Consider the following 20,034-nt stretch of genomic DNA (forward strand, 5'->3'; position numbering starts at 1 on the left):
TTAAATTAGAGCTATGGTTAGTTATTTGATTATGAAAGAAAGTTTGCAACTTAACAATGCCTAACAGTGACTAATCAACTGCTTGTTGTAACATCATTTCAATTGCACATTCACACATTTCATCAATACTTGATTGTTCGGTATAAATTCCATCAATAGTCAGCTTGGCGATGCCATGTAAAGTGCCCCATATGACCTGTGATAAACGTAGTGGTGAGTGACTTTTAGGCAGTAACGCCTGTTGTTGCCACTGTTTTACCACGCTTACCTGATTGTCAAAGGTGGGAAATGCAGCTGCTTTTAGAGCTTCTGTCGCTTGTTGCTCCTGCCAAACCACTTGACCAAACATTAAGTTATACAGGTGTGGGTTTTGTGTGGCAAATGCCAAATATCGATAAACAAAATCTCGATATTGTGCTTTTTTACTTGCATAAGATGTTGCTTGAATTTGGTTCATTTGTTCTTGCCACAAATGAAAACCACTGGCGGCGATATCACACAAAAGAGCGTGTTTATCGGCAAAGTGATGATACGCAGCTGTTCGCGAAACACCGACTCGTTCAGCCAGTTTTCTTAGTGATAATGCGTCAACGCCGTTTTCGGTTAGCATTATTTTTGCTGCCTCAAGTAACGCTTGATGTAAATCACCGTGGTGATAGTTTTCCTTTGACATAGTGCCCAGCTATAACAATTTACGCGGCGTTACAATAACATTGGCAAAGATAAGCCCTGCAACTAACGACATAAATATTAAAAATGCTTGTGAATTTATATCGGTAGTGTTTGCTAAAATCATTTGCCCTGAAACAGCAATATTTAGCCCCATGTACACCTTACTTCCTGGAACCAGTACAACCATACCTAATGTTTTAACAATACTTGACGGTAAATTCATAATTCTTGAAAACAAGTTGCCGTAAATACCTAAAGCAAAGGCTCCAACAAAAGCACCTAGTGCTGGGCCTAAGTAACTAGCGCCCCAAATGCTGGCAGCAAAGGCAACATAACCTGAGATAATGCCCCAAGGAGCGTCTTTGATACGTGCTCTAAATAAAATAACAAGGCTGATTGATAAAGTCGTTACCGCGGCCCATGACGTCCAATCTGGCATTACACTCGGTTGAACAAACTCCGGTACGCCCCAAAATTTAACCCCTAAAGCCATACCCAAAATTGCGCCAAAAAACAGCTTAAATAACACCATGATGGCGTCCATGATACGTGCTGTTCCTGAAATTAAATTTCGTTCGGCAAGCTCTGAAAAGCCTAGCGTTAACGCTAGACCAGGAATAAAGGCAATTACCGCAGACAATACAACCAAGTTTGCGTTAATACTGGGGTCATATTGTGAAATTAACGAGGCAAGTAACGCACAAGTTAGCGCAGACAAAGGTTCTAGCATTGCAGTAACACGTTTGGAACGTTCGGCCCAAAAGACATAAATACTAACAAGTAAGCCTAAAACGGTTGACCAAAATACATCGTTCCAGCTGGTATGCATTAACATGGCAAATGCACCACTTGACGCACCAAAGGCTAAAAATGTTAAAAATCGACCATAGGGATTGGGTTTGTTAACAATCTCATCTAGTCGTTCAATAGCTTCAGATAAAGTACGTTGACCTGAACTTAATTCATCTACAAGTTCATCGGTACGGGCTAACGATCCCAAGTCTATTTCTCCAGGAGTAACCCTAACCATATGGTTATATTCTTGGTGTTCTTCGTTGTCAGATAAAATAAAGGTTAATGACGTTGGCGTAACGATAAAACTGGCATAAATGCCCAAAAAGTTAGCTACTGTTTGTAAGTGGGCTTCCATACGATAGGCTGGTGTGCCAAATTTATGCAAAGCCTTTCCTAACCTAATAATAAATCGACGTTTATCGTCAAAATCGCTTGAACTAGTCATCTCGTTTTCCAATGTTAAGGGCATATACCGGTGGTATTACGTTCTTTGCTACTTGGTTAAGTTAAACAAAAAAGTTCAACAGCCCCTAATAAAATAGCGTTAACTGTTTGATATTTTATGTTAAGTTTTAGATATCGCAAAATAAGTAATTTTATTATGACGCTATTAATTATTTTAGGGCTAGTTTTTGCTGGTGTCGCATTGATGGTATTTTTTGGCGAAAGGTACGGAAAACCAATGGATGTAGAGCAGCAAGCTAAATACAGTAAGTGGATCCGTATTTTAGTTTTTGCGCTCATTTTCGCCGCACTGTTAAAAATGATGTTTTAAGCTCTATTACTTATCTTTAAGCAAAGCTGATGCATTGAAGGGAATTCGCATAAGTTATGCCCTTTTAACGCTATACTTTGCTTTATCTCAAAGCACTCATTATTTAAAATGGTTATAACTTAGCGACTGTAATTCTGATGTTGCGCTAAGCAAGGATCTTAAATGTTCGATATTCCACAATTAAATTTAAAAGAAAAAGTTTCTCAAGAAGAGTGGCAAACCCGTATTGATTTAGCGGCCTGTTACCGTCTAGTGGCCATGCATGGATGGGATGATCTTATCTATACCCATATCTCTGCGAGAATTCCTGGTACTGAGCATATTTTAATTAATGCCTTTGGTTTGGCATTTGATGAAATCACCGCGTCTAACTTGGTTAAAATTGACATTCACGGCAACAAAATTGACCCAGATTGTCCATTTGATATTAACCCAGCAGGTTTCACCATTCATAGTGCTGTTCATGAGGCGCGCCATGAAGATCAATGTGTATTGCATCTGCATACTAACGAAACTATTGCGGTTGCAAGCTTAGAAGAGGGCTTATTACCGTTAAGTCAGTATGCGATGTTTGCATTGGCGTCAATGAGCTACCATGACTATGAAGGTTTAGCCGTTAACGCGGATGAGAAACAAAGATTGCAAGATGATTTAGGCACAGCAAATTTTATGCTACTGCGAAATCACGGCGGTTTAACACTGGGTAAAACCATTGGTGATGCCTTTATGCATATGTATGATTTAACTAGAGCATGTCAGGTGCAGTTGCAAATAATGGCTACTGGAATGAAACCAGTTTTAGTTGATCAAAGCATTGTTGATGGCATAAAAGCACAAGCGAATATTGTTCATACTGGTTTAACTGGCGGGCAAAAATCTTGGCCTGCTATGTTAAGAAAGGTTTATAAACACGATCCATCATTTGCCAGTTAACCCCAATTAAGAGAAAAAAATGAAAGTAACTCACGTTGAAATTTTTGATATCCACTGTCCTGAAAGGCCACCATGGAACCCTGTTTTTATCCGTGTTCATACTGACCAAGGCATAACTGGTGTCGGTGAAGCTGGTTTGGCTTACGACTGGGGCCACAGCGCAGCCGCTGCGATGATTAAAGAAATATCTGAAGCTGTATTAATTGGCTTTAATCCGTTTCAAACTGAGCTACTGTGGTCGCGCATGTTGCGCGAGAGTTTTTGGGGCTTAGGCGGAGGTCCTGTACTTTATGCCGCAATGAGCGCAATTGATACTGCTCTATGGGATATTAAAGGTAAAGCGTTAGGTGTACCGGTATACCAACTTCTTGGTGGAAAGGTGAATGACAAATTACGTACTTATGCGAGTCAATTACAGTTTGACTGGGATAAAGAATGTAAAAAGCTGATTGAACCACAAGAGTATGCTGAAGCGGCATTAAAAGCTGTTGCCGAAGGTTATGATGCCGTTAAAGTTGATCCAATTGTCTATAACCAAGATGGCAGTTCTTCATTTGATCGCACCAAACTATTTACCAAGCCACAAATGCGTCTATTTGGTGATAGATTAAGAGCCATAAGAAATGCTGTTGGCGAAGACGTTGATATTATTTTTGAATCTCATTCGTTAATGGGGGCGGCTTCTGCTATTCAAATGGGCGAAATCATAGAAGAAGTTGGCTGTATGATGTACGAAGAGCCAGTGAATTACTTAAACTCTAAAGTACATAAAAAAGTATCTGATCGTGTTAATGTGCCAATCGCTGGTGGTGAGCGTTTGTATCATCGTTGGGATGTTCGCCCTTATTTTGAAGATCAAAGTATCGATGTATTACAGCCAGATGTAGGTTTATGTGGTGGCTTTACTGAAGCGAAAAAAGTATGTGATTATGCAGATACTTATGATATTCGCATTCAAGCTCATGTTTGTGGTGGCCCGGTAGCAACGGCGGCGTCACTTCATCTAGAAACTGCAATTCCTAACTTTTTGATCCATGAGCATCATACTTATGCGATTAAACACTGGAACCGTGAATTATGTATTCAAGATCCACAGCCTAAAAACGGCATATTCCAAGTATCAGAAGAGCCAGGCATTGGCATAGAATTAAATGATGAAGTGGTAAAACGTTCACCTCACGTTATCGTCAACGCATTGAAATAACTTCGATTTAACCATTGTGGCTTCAAAGTTGGTCAAACGCCAAATACAATACTGTATTTGGCGTTTTTTATTGTGCTGCTATTTATTTTTGATGTATTCAACGGGAAGCGCTGTGGTGTATTTAATTTCTTCCATGGCAAAACTTGAGCTGATATCGGCAAAGCTTGCTTTATCAATAAGTTTCTTATAAAAGCTGTCGTATGCCTTCATGTCTGGTACAACAACTTTTAGCAAGTAATCAACTTCTCCACTCATACGATAAAATTCAATAATTTCAGGAAATTCCTGCGCCACTTGAGCAAATGACGCTAACCATTGCGGGTTATGTTGATTGGTTTTTACCATAACAAATACGGTTAAAGCGACATTGAGTTTTTCAGGGTCTGCTAGTGCAACACGACGGGTGATCACACCCGATTTTTCTAATGCTTGAATTCGTCGCCAGCAAGGTGTGGTTGATAGGCCAATTTTTGCTGCAATTTCACTCACGGCCAGTGTGCTATCTTCTTGTAATATTTTTACGATTTTTTGGTCAAACTTATCCACAATATTTCACACATGGTGTTGTAATTGAAAACTTATACTAATTTATACCAGTTTTTAGCATTTTCATAGCACAGCGAGGAACGTTGTATCTCAGGAAGTAAGTGATAGACACTTTGCCAGTAACCTTGGTAGCTGCAGTTAAATAAACATAGTGGGAAATTACTGGCCATCATTACTCGGTCTTTGCTCATTACCTCAATACAAGCTTGGGTGGTTTTCAAAATTGTCTGAGCTTGATAATGTCTATCGGTCATTTCCCAGCCTGAACACTTGATGGCAAGCTTTGGCAACTGTGAGAGTAGTTCAAGTGAGTTGTGCCACAATTGCCATGTGTCATTTGTACTGGTATCAACAAAGCCCGCGTGGTTGATTATTACTGTTAGTGTTGGAAGGTTTCGTAACAATTGAACAAGGGTATTAACGGCTCTCGTGTCATAGAAAGATATCTGACACTCAAAGAGTAGTTGCTGCTCAGCCAAAGCCGTTAAGTTTTTGCTGGTATTGTTATCAGATAATATTTCTTGAGCATTGTCATCTAGAATATGACGTACACCAATTACAGATTTTCGTTGCTTTAATCGTTTTAATGTTTCGCGAAATTGTATCGTCGATGCCGTTAAATCAATACACGCGATACTTTTAAACGGGCTAACAATCGTTGACTCTAACCAATCAATTTCTTTTTCTGGATTTTCATTGTCAAAGCCTGCTTCAATATGAACAAATCCCGCTAATGCAAGCGGTTTATCCAACTTGATGCTTAGTTCATCAAAGTTTTTGTTAATTAAAGCTTTATCTGGCCAATTTGGTGGATTATTTGGTTTGAGCCAGTGGTATTTTCCTTTGCTTAAATCAAATAAATGTAAATGTGGGTCGATAATCTTCATCACGTTTATTGCGCTGTGTAACCACCGTCGATAACCTGCAGGCTACCGGTGATAAATTTTGCGTCGTCAGAGGCTAAGAATGCGACTAAAGCTGCTACTTCTTCTGGTTGCCCTAAACGATTAAGAGGCTGTAAAGAAGCTTCTTCGAGATGTACCTCGTCAGCATTTGCACCTGATCTCTCACAATAATTATTGATGGCGTGATGATAAAGTGGCGTTTCAATGGTGCCAGGACAAACAGCATTCGCTCTAATGTTGTAGCTGGCAAAATCAAGAGCAGTAGTTTTTGCCATAGAAGCTAAAGCTGCTTTAGATAAGTTGTAGGCAAAAGAGTTTCGTTTGCCAACTAACGCTTGATCAGAAGATATTAAAATAATACTGCCATTCTTTTGTTGTTTCATTGTAGGCAACACGGCTTGAATTGCTGAATAGGCACCTTTTACATTGATATCAAATACTCGTTGTAAGTCGGCTTCAGAGGTATTTTCAATACTGGCGGAGAAGTGTATACCGGCGTTAGATACTAAAGTTGATACTTGATACTTTTTGGCAATGGAAGTAACGATACTCTGCACTTGCTGATGGTTGGTAACATCACACTGATAAAACTCACCCATGTCACTGTTTTTTTGATCAAGATTGCAAACATGGTAGCCGCGTTCTAAAAATGTTTTTACTATGCTTAGGCCTATACCTGAGCTGCCACCAGTGACGATGCATGTGTGTTTAGTCATAATATTTTCTTTAATTCTTATCAAAATGAGTAGTGGTATTAAAACTACTTAGTCTTCGCGAGATGATATATGTATTACCTTAACGCGGACAATAATAGAAGCAACAAATTCAACCAATAAATCGTTTATTTTGTTTTATTTGATTATTTGTCATGCAAAATATTCAAGCTTTTCTATACTTTGGAAGATACCGCCGTTGTTTTTATATTCATGGAAGGTGTAATAGGCAAGTTAACTAAATAGAAATTAAGCAAGTTTAGTTGTTGGTTGAGGAAGAGCTCGCCACAAGGTACTACAAGTTGCAGTGGTGATTGGGATAAATGTTTATCTACGCTATTGCGTGATTTCTGTTTAATTGATAGGGTTAAGCAAAATAATAATAAAGTTGTAACACTCGATTGCAATATTGCACAGCTGAAAAGGGATTAGCATGATGCACTATCTGTTTTTATGGAACATACCTACACTACGCGAGCTTAGCGTCGCGGAAAGAAGACGTATTATTAAATCGTCTATCGCGCTGTTTAGAAGAGAAAAAAGTGTCGATATGCAAGGACGTTATTTTATCATAGCGATACTTGCTTTATTGCCCGCAATTATAATCTTTGTGAACTTTACTTTAACCTTTGCCTTTGTGATGTTTTTGATCAACAGCGCTATGTTAGAGTGGTTTTTGGCAAAGAGCGAAGCGCCATTTATTCGAGATATTATTGAGACCGAGTTTGAAAGTCTCGCTTAAATATCTTGGCTTTTTAATGGTACCTTGATGGTAAACTTGGCGCCACCCAATGCGCTGTCTGAAATGGCACAGTTTCCCTGATGCCATTGGCAAACCTTGTAAACAATGGCTAGACCAAGTCCATAACCGCCTTGTGATTTATTTCGACTCTTATCGAGCCGTTTAAACGGTTCAAATAAGGTTTCGCGTGCTTTTTCAGGAATACCTTTACCGTCATCCTCGACGGTTATCACTAATTTATCTTCTAATCTAACGGCAGATACATTGACACATTGTTTTGCGTAACGCAGAGCGTTAGTGATCAAATTTTGACAAGCTCGTTCGAGCAAATCACCATTACAAAAACAAACAATGGGCTCTGATACTGACAAGTTAAGCTGCTTACTAGATGTTCGTTGGTGTTTTTCTATTTGATTTTGCAGTAACTGATGAATTTCAACATTGCTAAATGCTTGTTTTGATGCAAGATGTTCAATTCGTGAATAACTCAACATTTCGTCAACTAGGTGTTCAATTTCACCTAGATCTTGATTAATTTCTTGCTGCTGGTTGTTGTCACTACTGGCCAACATTGCTACGGAAAAACGCATACGAGATAAAGGCGTGCGAAGTTCGTGTGAGAGCGCATTAATCAAATGTTTTTGTTCGTCAATTAAACCTTGAATACGCATTATCATAAAGTTAACGGAATTAACGATAGGTGCTATGGGGGAGCGAGACTTAACTAAAGGCTGCAAAGGACTTGAGTGAGAGTGATTGTTAATTTGCTGCGCTAGTGACGTCAGTTGTTGTAAGTCACGCCAAATAGGGCGCGTCCACATAGCAATGACTATTGCCAAAAGCACATAAGAGAGTCCTAAAACGAGCATTTTGTTGAAAATAGGGTATTGAATCGGGGCAATAGGACCAATTTGCAGTAAATCTGAATTGTTCTTTAATCCGACAACTAAAAATAAGTGCTGGTTTGAATCATACAAGGTTATGACTTCGCCACGTTGTAGCGCCTGGGCTTGTTCGGGTAACCAAGCAACATCGTTAAAAGCAAGTAGTGTTAGTTTTTGATCCATTGCAGATAAAGTATCTGGGGTTACATCAATATGCTGGGCTAACACCTTTAACAACTGCTTTTGTTGCAACAGTGACTTACTTTCTTCGTTGTTAATTTTATGCCAAAGCGTTTCAGAGCCCCAATTTATCGCGTGCAAGCCAACAATAATTACAAGATATAAGCTAATAAAAAGGCGAGCCATAATTTAGTTATCACGCAAAATTTTGTTCACGCCAAGCGGTCGAGCTAAATAAATAGCCTTTGCCCCAAACGGTAATAATCTTATAAGGGGTGTTTGTATCGTCATATAGCTTTTTTCTTAGGCGCGATACACGAACATCGACACTGCGATCTAGGCCGTCATATTCTCTGCCGATCATTTTTTGATGGATAAAGTCTCTACTTAACGGTTCACCTGCATTGGAAGCGAGTAACCATAATAATTCAAATTCATGGCTGGTAAGCTCTATCGGGTTGCCAAAATAAAATACTTTGCGAGATTTACGCTCAATTCGAAGTTCGTCAAAAACTAGTTCTTCTGCGTTGATTGGCTTAGTGACTTGAAATCGTTTCATTACTACATTGATATGGGCGAGTAGCACGTGTGGTACAACAGGTTTAATGATGTAATCATCTGCACCAATTTCTAAGCCAAGCACATGGTCAAAGTCACTGTCTTTTGCTGTTAAAAAGATAATGGGTTTATCGAATGATTTTCTCAATTCTTTACAGATTGAAAAACCATCCATTTTGGGCAACATGATATCCAATATGACGAGATCTGGATTGAGTTGTTTGATTTTTTCCGGTGCTTGATGACCAGTGGACAACAAGGTGACTTGAAAATTATGCTGGCGTAAAAACTGTTGGATTAAACTAGCTAACCTAGCGTCATCTTCTACCAAAACGATATGAGTCATCAAAACAAACTCCATTGAGAGCGCAACCTGCGCCTATATTTTGTCGATTGAGCGGCATTAACTTTTATTTTTTGCTGAGCAATTAACTGACCTGATGCATTATTTAACGTAAACACCATATCAGTAGTTAATGAGATATTAAATCTTTGCTTTACTTGTGTTGTTTGTTGCCAACAAGCCAGCTGTACTTGGTCTTGTAAAAGACAGGCTGAAATTGGGGTTGGGGTTTGCCACTGAGCTGTTATCGTCATTTGACAAGGCTGTCCTGGCTGCGCAACGATACAAGCAAGTGGTTTAATATTAAAATTTACTGCAGAGTCGCTACTTTCTGTTGTGAGTGAATTTGCAAAAGTACTTAGGGGAAGAAACAGCAACCATGCTATACACAGTTTTAATCCTTTAAAACGCATAAACCACTCCAATAAAAGCCGATGACACTTGGTCATCCTGCATTAGTGGGCTTTTGGCTATATGACTACCTAACCATTGATGTTTGATGGTTCCTTGTAGTTGCCAGCGTTTGGCTAATTCATAGTTCGCTGAAATTGAAACAAAAGGATTAAAGCCTGAGTGTGCTCGATATAACTGAGAATGTGAAATAGCGTCCTTTTCATTTAAACCATAATAATACTGACTTAAATTTTGACTTTGCCAATCAATACCAACTCCAACTCTCGCACGTAATTTAGGTGTTGAATCAAATGAAACGTTGTGATGAAAAGATAAAGAACTATTTAAGCCTTTATACACATTATTGAGATCGTGTAGCAGTTTAAATTTTATTTCACTTTGTGGTGAAACAAACCAGTTGATTTGTAATCCACCATCAATTGCCCATTTGCGTTTCGAAATGTCATTTTTTGAAATACGTTTAGTTTCTTCGGTTGATGGGCCAATCCAATGATCTGCACCAGAAAAAGGAGTAAATAGGTGTTCGGGTTGCCAGTCTCTAAAATATAAATTTTCTTTATTTAACTGAGAAATGGCACTGATAACTAATGTGTCACTTTGATAAGAGCTATAGCCTAACACATTGTTTTCGATGAAAAAATTTTCACCGTAGTAGTGAATGTAGGGTAAAACGATAAGTGGAATATTTTTACCACCATGCAAGGGGTTTGTTATTACCCCACCACCAAGAGCAACGGAAAATTGCCATTGATTTACAGGCGCATAAATTTCGCCATCTTGCTCAACCGTTGAAGTATCAGCAACGGCCTGACTAGCGGCGCAAAACAATGCAATAAATAGATAAAAACGCGGAAATTTCAATGTTGGAATAAGGGCAATTAACTCATGATGAGTAATTTATCACTATTAGGCTAATTTACTAGGCTGAGTTACAGAAAATTACATTTGTTAGCAATTGACAACAGATTATCCATTTAAAGTGAGTAGGCTATAAATTGAGCTATTTTAAAGGAAATATCAAGGAGACTTTCCATGTTTAAATATAAGGGGGTTGTCCCTTTATTGCTGGTTACATTGACTGCTTGTGGCGGTAGTTCTAGTAGCGAAAAATCGCCAGTAGGATATCAGCCGGTTGATGCACTGCCACCGCTCAATGCTATGTCTGTACCTACAGGGGCACTTAACAAGGCATCTTCATCAGCTTTTGAACGTCATTTAAAACAAGGCGTTTTCTTGCGTGCACACGAGCAATACCGTATCAATTTTGGTGATACTAATGAACAAACTAATGCTCAAACACGGGGGAGCTTTTCTACCACAAATCTACAAGAACAGGGTGTTGATGAGGCGGATCGAATAAAGTACGACGGCCAATACTTATTTATTACTCAAGAAAATCATGGTGTGGGTATTTTTGAAGGTGATGGCAAAACACAAGCCAATACTTATATTAGAGTGTTGGAGCGTGATACTTCAGGCGCAATGGCTGAGGTTAATCGATTAGTTGTCAATGAAGAAGCGACAAGTATTAACGGTATTTATTTACATCAAGATAAACTAGCGGTGTTATCTGATATTTATAGTTACGATTACGGCCTGGGTGAAATTGCATTTTTTCCAACCAATAATACGTTCAATTTATCGTTATTGGATGTTACCAATCCGGCTTCAACTAATGAAATTTTGAGTTTTACTATCGATGGTGCAGTAATAGATAGCCGAAGAATTAATAATACCCTTTATATCGTTAGCAGTTATCGAGCATCGATGGAAGGCATTGTTTACTCAGATCAACAACAAGAAAAAATTAATCAGTATAACCGTATTATGCAAACGGATATTTCTGAATTGTTACCTAGTTACACTGATAGCGATGGCACTGTTCACCCGCTAGTATCTGCAGCTGATTGTTTAATTTCAGAAGATGCAACAGAAAAAGATGGTTTTGACGGGCTAGTTACTATTACCGCGATAGATTTAAGTAATCCACAAAACATGAAGTCCAGTTGCATTAACTCGCAAGTTCAAGGGCTTTATGCGTCGTCAAATTCATTATATTTATATGGTACTGACTATCAAATTGAACAAGAAATAGTTAGCGAAACGTCAACAATTCATAAATTTACACTGACTGAATCAGATGCAAATTATCGAGCATCTGGCACTCTTGATGGGCGCTTTAATTGGCAACTCTCAAATCTACGCTTTAGTGAAAGTGGTGACTATTTAAGAGTAGTGACAACATCAGGAAATCGCCAAGAGGGCTTTACTCATAGATTAAACGTGCTTAAAGAGGCAGTAGGGCAGTTAGCAGTTGTTGCTCAATTGCCAAATGAAGAGCATTCCACCCCTATTGGTAAAGTGGAAAAAGATGGCATCGTTTATGAAGATATTGAGGCAGTTAGGTTTTTTGGTGATAAAGCATATATTGTTACGTTTCTTAATTCCGATCCACTCTATGTGCTAGATTTGGAGAACCCACTGAGCCCTTTTATGATGGGAGCATTAGAAGTTCCGGGGTACTCAGCGTACCTCCATCCTATTTCAGATCAGTTGCTTCTGGGCGTTGGTCAAAACGTCAATCCAGGCATATTGACTGGCGGTGGAACTGATAATGCTGAGCCCTCGCCTATTATTGAAGGTGCTAAAGTTTCCTTATTTGACGTTAGTAACTTGGCACAACCAAAAGAAATCAGATCTATTGTATTTGAAGGTGCGTATACGCCTATTGAGTTTGACTATCATGCGCTAAGCTACTTAAAAATGGCTGATTATACTACGCGATTTGCCGTGCCCATTGAGCGTTGGAAAACTGAAACTAGAGTTGGTGATGATGAGCAAAAATATGATGTTTGGTATACCGAAAATCAACTAGCCATATTAGAAGTTACAGGCATCACAAATGACAGTGATTTACGCGACGTTGGTTATATTAAAGCACGTGAAGATGATAGTGAGATTATGTTTGGTCAAGGTTGGCAAGACAGATCTATTTTTCATGACCAGCATATTTATTACATACATGGTGAAAATGTTTGGCACTCCATGTGGCCAGATTTAACAGAGTATTCAGGACCATATTAAAAATTGAAAAGAGCGCCGATTTGGCGCTCTTTTTTGTTTTATTTAGCTAATTCAACTAATACCGCAGTATACATTTTCAAGTTCAGCTCAAACTGTTCCATAGTAATGAATTCGTGCTCTGAGTGACCAGTGTATTCTTTGCCTGGCATAGATGGGCCAAATGATACAGCACCTGGGAATAAGCGAGAGTTGGTACCACCACCAATTGAGATAGGCTTGGCATCTGTTATTCCTGTGTATTTAGAAAATACCGCTAATAGAGTTTCAATATGAGGTGCATCTTTTTGAACAAATGGTTCACCAATATCATGGTTTAACTCAGTTAAATCTGCGAGGTTTTGTAATTTCCATGTAGAAATAGCAGCCGTGATCTCTTCACGTAATTGTTCTTTTTTTTTACCAACAGGACGACGAATATTAATATTAAGCTCAATATTATCATCGTGCTGTTTAATTACTGTCGGTGAAACTGTCATTGGCCCCATAAAGTCATCTTGATAAGCTATGTTGCCAAATTTTTTGCCTTCTAGACCCAAACCAATATTATCGTTGATGAAATTAACTAAAGTGCCTGCACCATTGTTGGGCCAATTAATGTCAGATAATAAATCTGCCAAGTATGGGATGGCATTGATGCCATCTTGTGGTTTTGAAGAGTGAGCTGACTTACCTAAAGCTGTAACGGTAAGTTGTGTACCAGCAAGGTTAAATTCAAAATTAATTCCTTGATAACTCTGCGCTTTTTGCATCAACTTTTCTAACATTGCAAAGTCGGCGTTTTCAATTTTTGCTATCGCATCTTCAGGAATTTGCGAAATAAAATAACCACCTTCAAAATGACTAATAAAAGGATCTAAACTGTATTTTTGATGCTTTTTAAACGCTATTCTTAAGGTGCCAAAGCCTTTTTCAGCGGTAACCACTGGGTATTCTGCGTCAATGGTGATATTGGTTTGTGGCATTTCATGCTCACTGACGTATTTAATTAACGGTTGCCAATCTGACTCTTCTGCCATGTAGACGTATAGCTCGATACGTTTATTTAGCGGAATGTTTTTATCTTTAATGGCTTTCATTGCATAAAGCGCGGTAGAAATAGGGCCTTTGTCATCTTCTGTACCACGACCAATAAGCTTGCCTGGCTCCGAGGTTAGATCTAATTCAAACGGAGATTTTGCCCACTTTTTTGGGTTAACAGGTTGTATATCCCCATGTGTAATAACACCGACTCTATCTTTGCTATCACCTAAACCAATGATCACGACGTACCCGTCATCTTTAAAATCTAAACCCAGCGCCTGAGCTTGTTTTTTTAGTTCTTGTTTAAAAGCAATATGTAGAGGGTTTTTGTCTGAAGGAACACCTTGCTGGGCAACGGTATTATGTTTGACTAAAGCGGCTAAACTTTTAACCATATCCTGTTTATAAGTGGCTAAAGCATAACTTGCAGTACTGTCTGCTATTTGACTAACTTGCTGGGCACTTGCTGCACTCATTAAGGATAAGCCGATCAAACTGGCAATAATTTTTTGATGAATTGTTTTTTGTAACACGTTTGTTCCCTATAGGTTGAAGCACTGGCAGGCAGGTAAAATAGACAACCACTATAGGTAGTTGTTCCATTAAAAAACAGATACAAAATTCGAAAAATAATACCTATACAGTTTTATGACTTAAACGATTTCACCAAATTGATAAACCATTCTATCGCGCCATTACCATGCTGTGTTCTGTGCCAATATAAATTCAGGTGGTACTTAGGTAACTCAATCGGAGGCGTCAATATTTGATAGTTGAGTGTGTTGGAAAAGTTTATCGCAACAAACCGAGGTAGGGTTAAGATCATGTCACTTGTCGCGACAATATGAGGTGCTGCAAGCAAGCTAGGAAGGTGAATAGCAACATGGCGAGAACACTGTTGCTTTGCCAATACCTTATCAACAATACCCTCCGCTTCTCCCCATGGGGCGATTCGAATATGTTGGGCTGATAAAAACTGTTTTAAGTTAATGCTGCCGTTTATTTGAGGGTGATTTTGTCTGACGATAGTGCAGTAATCGTCACTAAACCATGTATGGTGAGCAACCGACGAAGAGGTAAAGTTGGAATGCTCAAAACCTAAAACAAAGTCCAAGTTCTCTTGACTAAGTTGCTGCTCAACACTTGCTTGTGTTGAAGGTAGTATCGTGAGTGTAACCTTTGGAAATGTCGTGAATAGCTGTGCTAACTCGGGAAGCAGAGAATACTGAGTGTAGTCAGTGGCCATTAGTTTAAATTGGTAGCTGCTGGTTTTGGGGTCAAAGGTTTGGTGTTGGCTTAGTCCTTTAGTAATTAAAGGCAGCGCTTGGTGCACATAAGTTGCAAGCCTAATCGCTCGTTTAGTTGGCTCCATTTGATTATTTACACGTACAAACAACGGATCTTCTAGGCTATCTCTTAACCGATTAAGTGCATGGCTGCAAGCAGATTGACTTATAAATAGCACCTCTGCCGCTTTAGAAACCGAGCGATGTGTATATAGGGCGTCAAAAATGATGAGGAGGTTAAGATCAAATTGCTTGAGCATGGTTAGTGAGCCAGTTTTTTCTGAGCGTTAGGTTAAACTATTATTGCGGTTAATATTAATTTTGTACATACAGGTATTTTTAATATGCATTGGATTCATTTGAGGTTTGCGCAGATAATGTCTGCAAATTGAAACAGGAATCACACCATGAGTTTATTAACCATTAGACAAGCGACACAAGCTGACGCGAGTACCATTCTTCATTTTATTCGTGAATTGGCCATTTATGAAAAAGCAGAACATGAGGTCTTAGCAACAGAGCAAACAATTATTGATTCTATGTTTGCTGAGCAAAGTGGTGTTCATGGTTTAATTTGTGAACAACAAGGTCAAGCAATAGGCTTTGCCGTCTATTTTTATAATTATTCTACTTGGTTAGCAAAACCAGGCCTTTATCTGGAAGATCTTTATGTCTCACCAGAGTTTCGCGGGCAAGGAGCTGGCATTGCGTTACTTAAACATTTAGCAAGCATCGCTGTTGATAAAGGCTGCGGTCGATTTGAGTGGAGCTGTTTAGATTGGAACACGCCATCGAGAGAGTTTTATGAATCATTAGGCGCTGAGCCTCAACCAGAATGGATTGGTTACCGTATGTCAGGAGAAACCCTGCATAACTTTGCAAAGCAAAGTTAAATAAAAAGGGAGATAAGTTTTTTATCTCCCAAGCTAAAGCGTTAAAGACTATTACCGTTTTGGTCAACGGCGATTAGCGGTGTGTTATCTGGAAAGTGTGCTACATCATTGTTATCGAGTAGCCATGGAGACAAGCAGGATTTATCTAGCGTACAAGGATCTGTTAAGGCGCGAAGAAATTGCGCAACTTGTGATACTTGAGTTGGCGATAATGCGGCTCTAGCTCTCAATGGCGCTCTAGCTGTTATCTCCCCCCTTTGCACTGCTGCAAGGTAGTTAGCTACTTCGATTGAATTCGTGAAAGCATCAGGAAATATTTGCTGGCAGGCGACTTGCTGTTTACTGCTGATCAGCTCTATCTGCGGCAGTTGACAATACGGCGTTTCATTTTCGGTAAATGCTTGCCCGTTGATTGCACCAAATAAACGGTTGATCGCTTGAGTAGGATTATTGTAATGCTCAACTACCTGTTCAAGCGTGGCATATGCACCTGTATGGCCGTAGGGGGCGGATGTTTCAATATTCAACAAGCTTGGTGTTCTAAAGTGATACCTGTCTGCTTGATTATTGGTGATATTTTCTCGTCCAAAATCTTGGCTATTAGAGCTATCTGTTTGATTATTTTTACCCTGTCCAACTTGCGGAAAGGCAACTAAATGGTAACGACCATCACTAAAGTTATTGCCATTATGACAACCAGCGCAACCTGCACCTCCCTGTTGTGGTGGTGAAAAGAATAAAATAGCACCTTGCTTTTGCTCTTCGGTTAATGCGTTGCTGTCACCTTGCAAATAGCGTTGCCAAGGGCTGTTAATAAACATCATCGAGCGCTGATATTCACCAATCACGTGATAAACTCGCTCCGTTGTTACTTGTTCATCACCAAAAGCAGCAGCAAATTCTGCCGGCCAATTTGAACTAATATCAGCGATATCGTCATTTAATCGGGACGTTAATGCTTGTCGTAAACCATGATTATCAGCGCTTGGCAAAAACTGACCTCTCATTTCTTCTACAGAGGTTACCGGAAATCTCGCTTGAGCGGCAGCTAATGTTGTGTCTAAAGTTAAACTTGTGTCAGGGCGTCTTCTGCCATCAATTACTTCAGAATCAGGCGTCGCAATTGCACCATTTCTTAATCGTTCAACGCGACCATCCCAAAATAGGCTTTGCTCAAACAAGGCAATATTAAATATGCTCGGCGCATTGCGTGGTACCTGTGGGTGCGGCGCATTACCATTAAACCTTCCTTGTCCTAATAAGTTATCAGCGTTGTTATCTAATTCATCAATGGCATCAACACCAACAGATAGTGACAGCGCATCAGCACCGCCTAATGATGGGTGATGGCAACTAACACAAGCAACACTTTGTTCGCCGCCAAGAATTTTACTGAAAAATAGTTTTTTTCCTAATTGAACACTCGCCGACGAAACTTCTGGGATCTGGAAGTTGCTTGTTTGGATCGGCTGAATACCCTGGGTACTAATGATTTGCTGTAATCTAGTTTCTACAGGTTGAGGTGGTGGCCCTTGGCGCGGCGGTACACCACGACCTCTAGCTTCTTGTGAATGTGCTTCAATAGCGGTCATTGCTAACATTGAGCATACTGCGGCTCTAATAAAAAGCTTATTCATATAACATATCCTAGTGGTTTGAGCTTAATGCTCTTTTACACTAGAAACAAAATGTGCAGCAAATGTGCAAATATCCGGCAAAGAGTGTGATAGTTGTTTATCTGTCTGTTAAATAGAGAGATCTCAATGTATGGTTAACAACAAGCTTCATTTTTTTATTTGATACATTCGGCTGTAATGAAAATTCAACATAAACTGCTATTAGTTTTTACCTTGTTGGCGTTTACGCTCGTTGTCAGCATGGTTGCTGTTATTCAATGGAGTTTAAGCCGAGGCATGGTGGAATATGTTAACCAAAAAGAATTAGAAGCGTTACAACCACTACAAAATAGTTTGATCGAAATCTATCAAGAAACTCATAGTTGGCATTTCATGCAAGATAATGGACGGCGCTTTGATCGTTTATTAAGGCAAAGTTTAAGAGACACTGAGTTTTTTGTACCACATCGTCCGCCACGCTTTGTGGAAAGGGAACGGTTTAATGAGCGCCCTCGACGTGCAGAACCGGGCTTTCAAGCTCCAAACGCTGAGTCATTGCCTCCAAGAGCTGAGTCATTGCCTCCAAGAGCCAGAGGTGACCTAACTGCGCAATATCAGTCAAATGACCTGAAAAATGGCCCTAGACAACCTAAGGTAAGTTACGCTTTGTTAAATGCTGATAAACAACTCGTGGTAGGGCATTTTCCGCAAGATCGCAGCTTTAGTTATAGTTCACTGATATTAGACGGAGAATTGATTGGTTATTTTGCTGTCTCAAAACGTAATAACATGTTGCAGGGCTATGAGTTAGCTTTTGTTGAGCAACAGCAGCATTATCTTTTGTATCTAGCGATTATCATGTTAATCGTCATTGTGGTAGTGACCATACCGCTGGCAAAACACTTTATTGAGCCCATTGAAAAATTAGCGTCGGGCATACATGCGCTTGCCAAAGGAAATTATGCTAATAGGTTATCGGTAAAACGACGTGATGAGTTTGCTCAATTGGCACGCGATTACAATGAACTTGCTATTGCGTTAGCAGAAAGTGAAGGTGCTAGAAAGCGTTGGTTGGCAAATACATCACATGAACTTAGAACACCTGTTGCGGTATTAAAAGGCGAGCTCGAGGCAATGATAGATGGAGTTCGTCCACTGAACATGACTCAAATTGAATCTGCACATCAAGAAGTACAACATTTACAGCGGTTAATTGAAGATTTACATGCGCTTACTAGCGCGGATGTTGGTGGAATGCGCTATCGTAAATCCCCCATTAACATGACTGAATATTTAGACGAACAAGCAGTTAAACTTGGTAATTATTTAGCAAGTGCAAAGTTGGCATTGTCTTATCAGGGAGATGATAAAACTTATGCCATTTATGGTGACTATACTCGACTGAGCCAGCTGTTTGAAAACTTAGCAAATAACAGTATTAAATATGCACAAGGTGCAACTCAAGTGAACTTGTCGTGGCAATATGATAAAGAAAATCGGCAGATTCATTTATGTTTCGAGGACGACGGTGAAGGAGTTGAAACTCAACATTTAGCGCACTTATTTGAACATTTGTATCGTGTTGAGAGTTCACGCAACAGAACGACTGGCGGCAGTGGTCTGGGGTTGTCTATTTGTGCACATATAGTTAACGCACACCAAGGCAGTATTCATGCTGAAAAATCTGTGTTAGGTGGCTTGGCTTTACATATTTATTTACCAACGGTAAATCCGAACATGTTAGAGGTTATTGATGAGTAACGTCATTTTAATTGTTGAAGATGAAAAGAAACTTGCATCAATTATGGCTGATTATTTAACTCTGGCTCAGTATGAAAGCCATATTTTGTATGATGGGGCTGACGTGATTGACTGGGTAAAAGACAATAAACCCAGTGCTATTTTGTTAGATTTAATGCTTCCGGTAAAAGACGGTATGCAACTATGCAAAGAAATTAGGGCGTTTAGTGACGTGCCAATATTAATGACTACCGCTAAAGTTGAAGAAATTGATCGCCTGTTAGGTTTAGAGGTAGGTGCAGACGATTACATATGTAAGCCGTATAGCCCAAGAGAAGTTGTCGCTAGAGTTAAAGCAGTATTGCGCCGAGTCCAATCAACACAACAGAATACTGGTTTTAGACTTGATGTTGATAAATACCAGGCACATTTTGATGGCAAATGTTTGGACTTAACTGCTGTTGAGTTTCAATTACTAAAACCTTTGGCGGGTGAACCAGGACGCATATTTACTCGAGAGCAATTAATGCGGAACATGTATGATGACAATCGCATTGTGAGTGATAGAACCATAGACAGTCATATCAAAAAGCTTCGTAAAAAACTGCTAGCGTTAAGTGATGAACTAGAATTTATTCAATCAGTGTATGGTGTGGGTTATCGATTCAGTTTAACTCATCCCACTCAAAATAGCGTCTATACTTAGGGCGTGTTTATCTTTTAAGGGTTAG

General features: G+C 39.4%; 20 protein-coding genes. 8 read left to right on the forward strand and 12 right to left on the reverse strand.

Annotation, left to right across the window (positions count from 1 at the left end; translation table 11 throughout):
- Positions 1-70: 70 nt before the first annotated feature.
- Both IE199_RS03095 and IE199_RS03100 read right to left on the reverse strand, forming a co-directional pair.
- Positions 71-673, reverse strand: a complete 603-nt coding sequence (locus IE199_RS03095) for a TetR/AcrR family transcriptional regulator (protein WP_189767235.1) — start codon at positions 671-673, stop codon at positions 71-73.
- Between the two features lie 9 nt (positions 674-682).
- Positions 683-1,912, reverse strand: a complete 1,230-nt coding sequence (locus IE199_RS03100; protein ID WP_189767236.1) for a threonine/serine exporter family protein — start codon at positions 1,910-1,912, stop codon at positions 683-685.
- A 156-nt stretch (positions 1,913-2,068) separates the two neighbouring features.
- On the opposite strand from IE199_RS03100, the gene IE199_RS03105 reads away from it, so the two are divergent.
- The 3 genes from IE199_RS03105 to IE199_RS03115 all read left to right on the forward strand — a co-directional run bounded on the left by IE199_RS03105 (position 2,069) and on the right by IE199_RS03115 (position 4,379).
- Complete coding sequence (locus tag IE199_RS03105) at positions 2,069-2,242, forward strand: hypothetical protein (RefSeq protein WP_189767237.1); 174 nt, start codon at positions 2,069-2,071, stop codon at positions 2,240-2,242.
- A 162-nt stretch (positions 2,243-2,404) separates the two neighbouring features.
- On the forward strand, positions 2,405-3,175 hold the full coding sequence (locus IE199_RS03110) for a class II aldolase/adducin family protein (RefSeq protein WP_189767238.1): 771 nt from the start codon (positions 2,405-2,407) through the stop codon (positions 3,173-3,175).
- A 19-nt stretch (positions 3,176-3,194) separates the two neighbouring features.
- A complete protein-coding gene (locus IE199_RS03115; RefSeq protein WP_189767239.1) occupies positions 3,195-4,379 on the forward strand; it encodes a mandelate racemase/muconate lactonizing enzyme family protein in 1,185 nt (394 codons plus the stop codon).
- A gap of 78 nt (positions 4,380-4,457) precedes the next feature.
- Here the strand turns inward: IE199_RS03115 and IE199_RS03120 are convergent, their stop codons facing one another.
- From IE199_RS03120 to IE199_RS03130, 3 genes are read right to left on the reverse strand one after another with little or no spacing between them, the layout of a single operon-like run.
- The gene (locus IE199_RS03120; protein WP_189767240.1) at positions 4,458-4,925 is read right to left on the reverse strand and encodes an Lrp/AsnC family transcriptional regulator; all 468 of its coding nucleotides are present in this window, start codon (positions 4,923-4,925) and stop codon (positions 4,458-4,460) included.
- A 32-nt stretch (positions 4,926-4,957) separates the two neighbouring features.
- Positions 4,958-5,812, reverse strand: a complete 855-nt coding sequence (locus IE199_RS03125) for an amidohydrolase family protein (protein WP_189767326.1) — start codon at positions 5,810-5,812, stop codon at positions 4,958-4,960.
- Between the two features lie 5 nt (positions 5,813-5,817).
- Positions 5,818-6,546, reverse strand: a complete 729-nt coding sequence (locus tag IE199_RS03130) for an SDR family NAD(P)-dependent oxidoreductase (protein ID WP_189767241.1) — start codon at positions 6,544-6,546, stop codon at positions 5,818-5,820.
- A gap of 430 nt (positions 6,547-6,976) precedes the next feature.
- Between IE199_RS03130 and IE199_RS03135 the strand changes: the two genes are divergently transcribed.
- Complete coding sequence (locus tag IE199_RS03135) at positions 6,977-7,285, forward strand: hypothetical protein (RefSeq protein WP_189767242.1); 309 nt, start codon at positions 6,977-6,979, stop codon at positions 7,283-7,285.
- Here the strand turns inward: IE199_RS03135 and IE199_RS03140 are convergent.
- The 4 genes from IE199_RS03140 to IE199_RS03155 are packed head-to-tail and all read right to left on the reverse strand — an operon-like array spanning position 7,282 to position 10,525.
- Positions 7,282-8,535, reverse strand: a complete 1,254-nt coding sequence (locus IE199_RS03140) for an ATP-binding protein (protein ID WP_189767243.1) — start codon at positions 8,533-8,535, stop codon at positions 7,282-7,284. The two genes, IE199_RS03135 and IE199_RS03140, sit on opposite strands and share 4 nt — an antisense overlap.
- A gap of 10 nt (positions 8,536-8,545) precedes the next feature.
- The gene (locus IE199_RS03145) at positions 8,546-9,253 is read right to left on the reverse strand and encodes a response regulator (protein ID WP_189767244.1); all 708 of its coding nucleotides are present in this window, start codon (positions 9,251-9,253) and stop codon (positions 8,546-8,548) included.
- Entirely contained in the window at positions 9,253-9,663 is a 411-nt protein-coding gene (locus IE199_RS03150) for a DUF3019 domain-containing protein (protein WP_189767245.1), read from the reverse strand. The genes IE199_RS03145 and IE199_RS03150 overlap by 1 nt, the downstream gene beginning before the upstream one ends.
- Entirely contained in the window at positions 9,653-10,525 is an 873-nt protein-coding gene (locus tag IE199_RS03155) for a MipA/OmpV family protein (RefSeq protein WP_189767246.1), read from the reverse strand. Before IE199_RS03155 ends, IE199_RS03150 begins: the two co-directional genes overlap by 11 nt.
- Positions 10,526-10,696: 171 nt before the next feature.
- On the opposite strand from IE199_RS03155, the gene IE199_RS03160 reads away from it, so the two are divergent.
- The gene (locus IE199_RS03160; protein WP_189767247.1) at positions 10,697-12,748 is read left to right on the forward strand and encodes a beta-propeller domain-containing protein; all 2,052 of its coding nucleotides are present in this window, start codon (positions 10,697-10,699) and stop codon (positions 12,746-12,748) included.
- A gap of 38 nt (positions 12,749-12,786) precedes the next feature.
- On the opposite strand, the gene IE199_RS03165 is transcribed toward IE199_RS03160, so the two are convergent.
- Both IE199_RS03165 and IE199_RS03170 read right to left on the reverse strand, forming a co-directional pair.
- Positions 12,787-14,301 carry a dipeptidase gene (locus IE199_RS03165; protein WP_268245314.1) on the reverse strand — a complete coding sequence of 505 codons (1,515 nt, stop codon included), beginning with the start codon at positions 14,299-14,301 and terminating at the stop codon, positions 12,787-12,789.
- A gap of 113 nt (positions 14,302-14,414) precedes the next feature.
- On the reverse strand, positions 14,415-15,314 hold the full coding sequence (locus IE199_RS03170) for a LysR family transcriptional regulator (protein ID WP_189767248.1): 900 nt from the start codon (positions 15,312-15,314) through the stop codon (positions 14,415-14,417).
- A gap of 147 nt (positions 15,315-15,461) precedes the next feature.
- Between IE199_RS03170 and IE199_RS03175 the strand changes: the two genes are divergently transcribed.
- Entirely contained in the window at positions 15,462-15,947 is a 486-nt protein-coding gene (locus IE199_RS03175; RefSeq protein ID WP_189767249.1) for a GNAT family N-acetyltransferase, read from the forward strand.
- Between the two features lie 41 nt (positions 15,948-15,988).
- Here the strand turns inward: IE199_RS03175 and IE199_RS03180 are convergent, their stop codons facing one another.
- Entirely contained in the window at positions 15,989-17,584 is a 1,596-nt protein-coding gene (locus IE199_RS03180; protein WP_189767250.1) for a cytochrome-c peroxidase, read from the reverse strand.
- Between the two features lie 177 nt (positions 17,585-17,761).
- On the opposite strand from IE199_RS03180, the gene IE199_RS03185 reads away from it, so the two are divergent.
- Both IE199_RS03185 and IE199_RS03190 read left to right on the forward strand, forming a co-directional pair.
- The gene (locus tag IE199_RS03185; protein ID WP_189767251.1) at positions 17,762-19,324 is read left to right on the forward strand and encodes an ATP-binding protein; all 1,563 of its coding nucleotides are present in this window, start codon (positions 17,762-17,764) and stop codon (positions 19,322-19,324) included.
- Positions 19,317-20,009 carry a response regulator gene (locus IE199_RS03190; RefSeq protein ID WP_189767252.1) on the forward strand — a complete coding sequence of 231 codons (693 nt, stop codon included), beginning with the start codon at positions 19,317-19,319 and terminating at the stop codon, positions 20,007-20,009. Before IE199_RS03185 ends, IE199_RS03190 begins: the two co-directional genes overlap by 8 nt.
- The last annotated feature ends 25 nt before the right edge of the window (positions 20,010-20,034 follow it).

The organism is Thalassotalea marina (assembly GCF_014656435.1).
GTDB classification, from domain to species: Bacteria; Pseudomonadota; Gammaproteobacteria; order Enterobacterales; family Alteromonadaceae; genus Thalassotalea_C; species Thalassotalea_C marina.

What these genes read in the sequence shown, in the direction of transcription:
- IE199_RS03095 (WP_189767235.1), bottom strand. Translation starts at nt 673, where the DNA reads ATGTCAAAGGAAAACTATCACCACGGTGATTTACATCAAGCGTTACTT.
- IE199_RS03100 (WP_189767236.1), bottom strand. Translation starts at nt 1,912, where the DNA reads ATGACTAGTTCAAGCGATTTTGACGATAAACGTCGATTTATTATTAGG.
- IE199_RS03105 (WP_189767237.1), top strand. Translation starts at nt 2,069, where the DNA reads ATGACGCTATTAATTATTTTAGGGCTAGTTTTTGCTGGTGTCGCATTG.
- IE199_RS03110 (WP_189767238.1), top strand. Translation starts at nt 2,405, where the DNA reads ATGTTCGATATTCCACAATTAAATTTAAAAGAAAAAGTTTCTCAAGAA.
- IE199_RS03115 (WP_189767239.1), top strand. Translation starts at nt 3,195, where the DNA reads ATGAAAGTAACTCACGTTGAAATTTTTGATATCCACTGTCCTGAAAGG.
- IE199_RS03125 (WP_189767326.1), bottom strand. Translation starts at nt 5,812, where the DNA reads ATGAAGATTATCGACCCACATTTACATTTATTTGATTTAAGCAAAGGA.
- IE199_RS03130 (WP_189767241.1), bottom strand. Translation starts at nt 6,546, where the DNA reads ATGACTAAACACACATGCATCGTCACTGGTGGCAGCTCAGGTATAGGC.
- IE199_RS03135 (WP_189767242.1), top strand. Translation starts at nt 6,977, where the DNA reads ATGATGCACTATCTGTTTTTATGGAACATACCTACACTACGCGAGCTT.
- IE199_RS03140 (WP_189767243.1), bottom strand. Translation starts at nt 8,535, where the DNA reads ATGGCTCGCCTTTTTATTAGCTTATATCTTGTAATTATTGTTGGCTTG.
- IE199_RS03145 (WP_189767244.1), bottom strand. Translation starts at nt 9,253, where the DNA reads ATGACTCATATCGTTTTGGTAGAAGATGACGCTAGGTTAGCTAGTTTA.
- IE199_RS03150 (WP_189767245.1), bottom strand. Translation starts at nt 9,663, where the DNA reads ATGCGTTTTAAAGGATTAAAACTGTGTATAGCATGGTTGCTGTTTCTT.
- IE199_RS03160 (WP_189767247.1), top strand. Translation starts at nt 10,697, where the DNA reads ATGTTTAAATATAAGGGGGTTGTCCCTTTATTGCTGGTTACATTGACT.
- IE199_RS03170 (WP_189767248.1), bottom strand. Translation starts at nt 15,314, where the DNA reads ATGCTCAAGCAATTTGATCTTAACCTCCTCATCATTTTTGACGCCCTA.
- IE199_RS03175 (WP_189767249.1), top strand. Translation starts at nt 15,462, where the DNA reads ATGAGTTTATTAACCATTAGACAAGCGACACAAGCTGACGCGAGTACC.
- IE199_RS03180 (WP_189767250.1), bottom strand. Translation starts at nt 17,584, where the DNA reads ATGAATAAGCTTTTTATTAGAGCCGCAGTATGCTCAATGTTAGCAATG.
- IE199_RS03185 (WP_189767251.1), top strand. Translation starts at nt 17,762, where the DNA reads ATGAAAATTCAACATAAACTGCTATTAGTTTTTACCTTGTTGGCGTTT.
- IE199_RS03190 (WP_189767252.1), top strand. Translation starts at nt 19,317, where the DNA reads ATGAGTAACGTCATTTTAATTGTTGAAGATGAAAAGAAACTTGCATCA.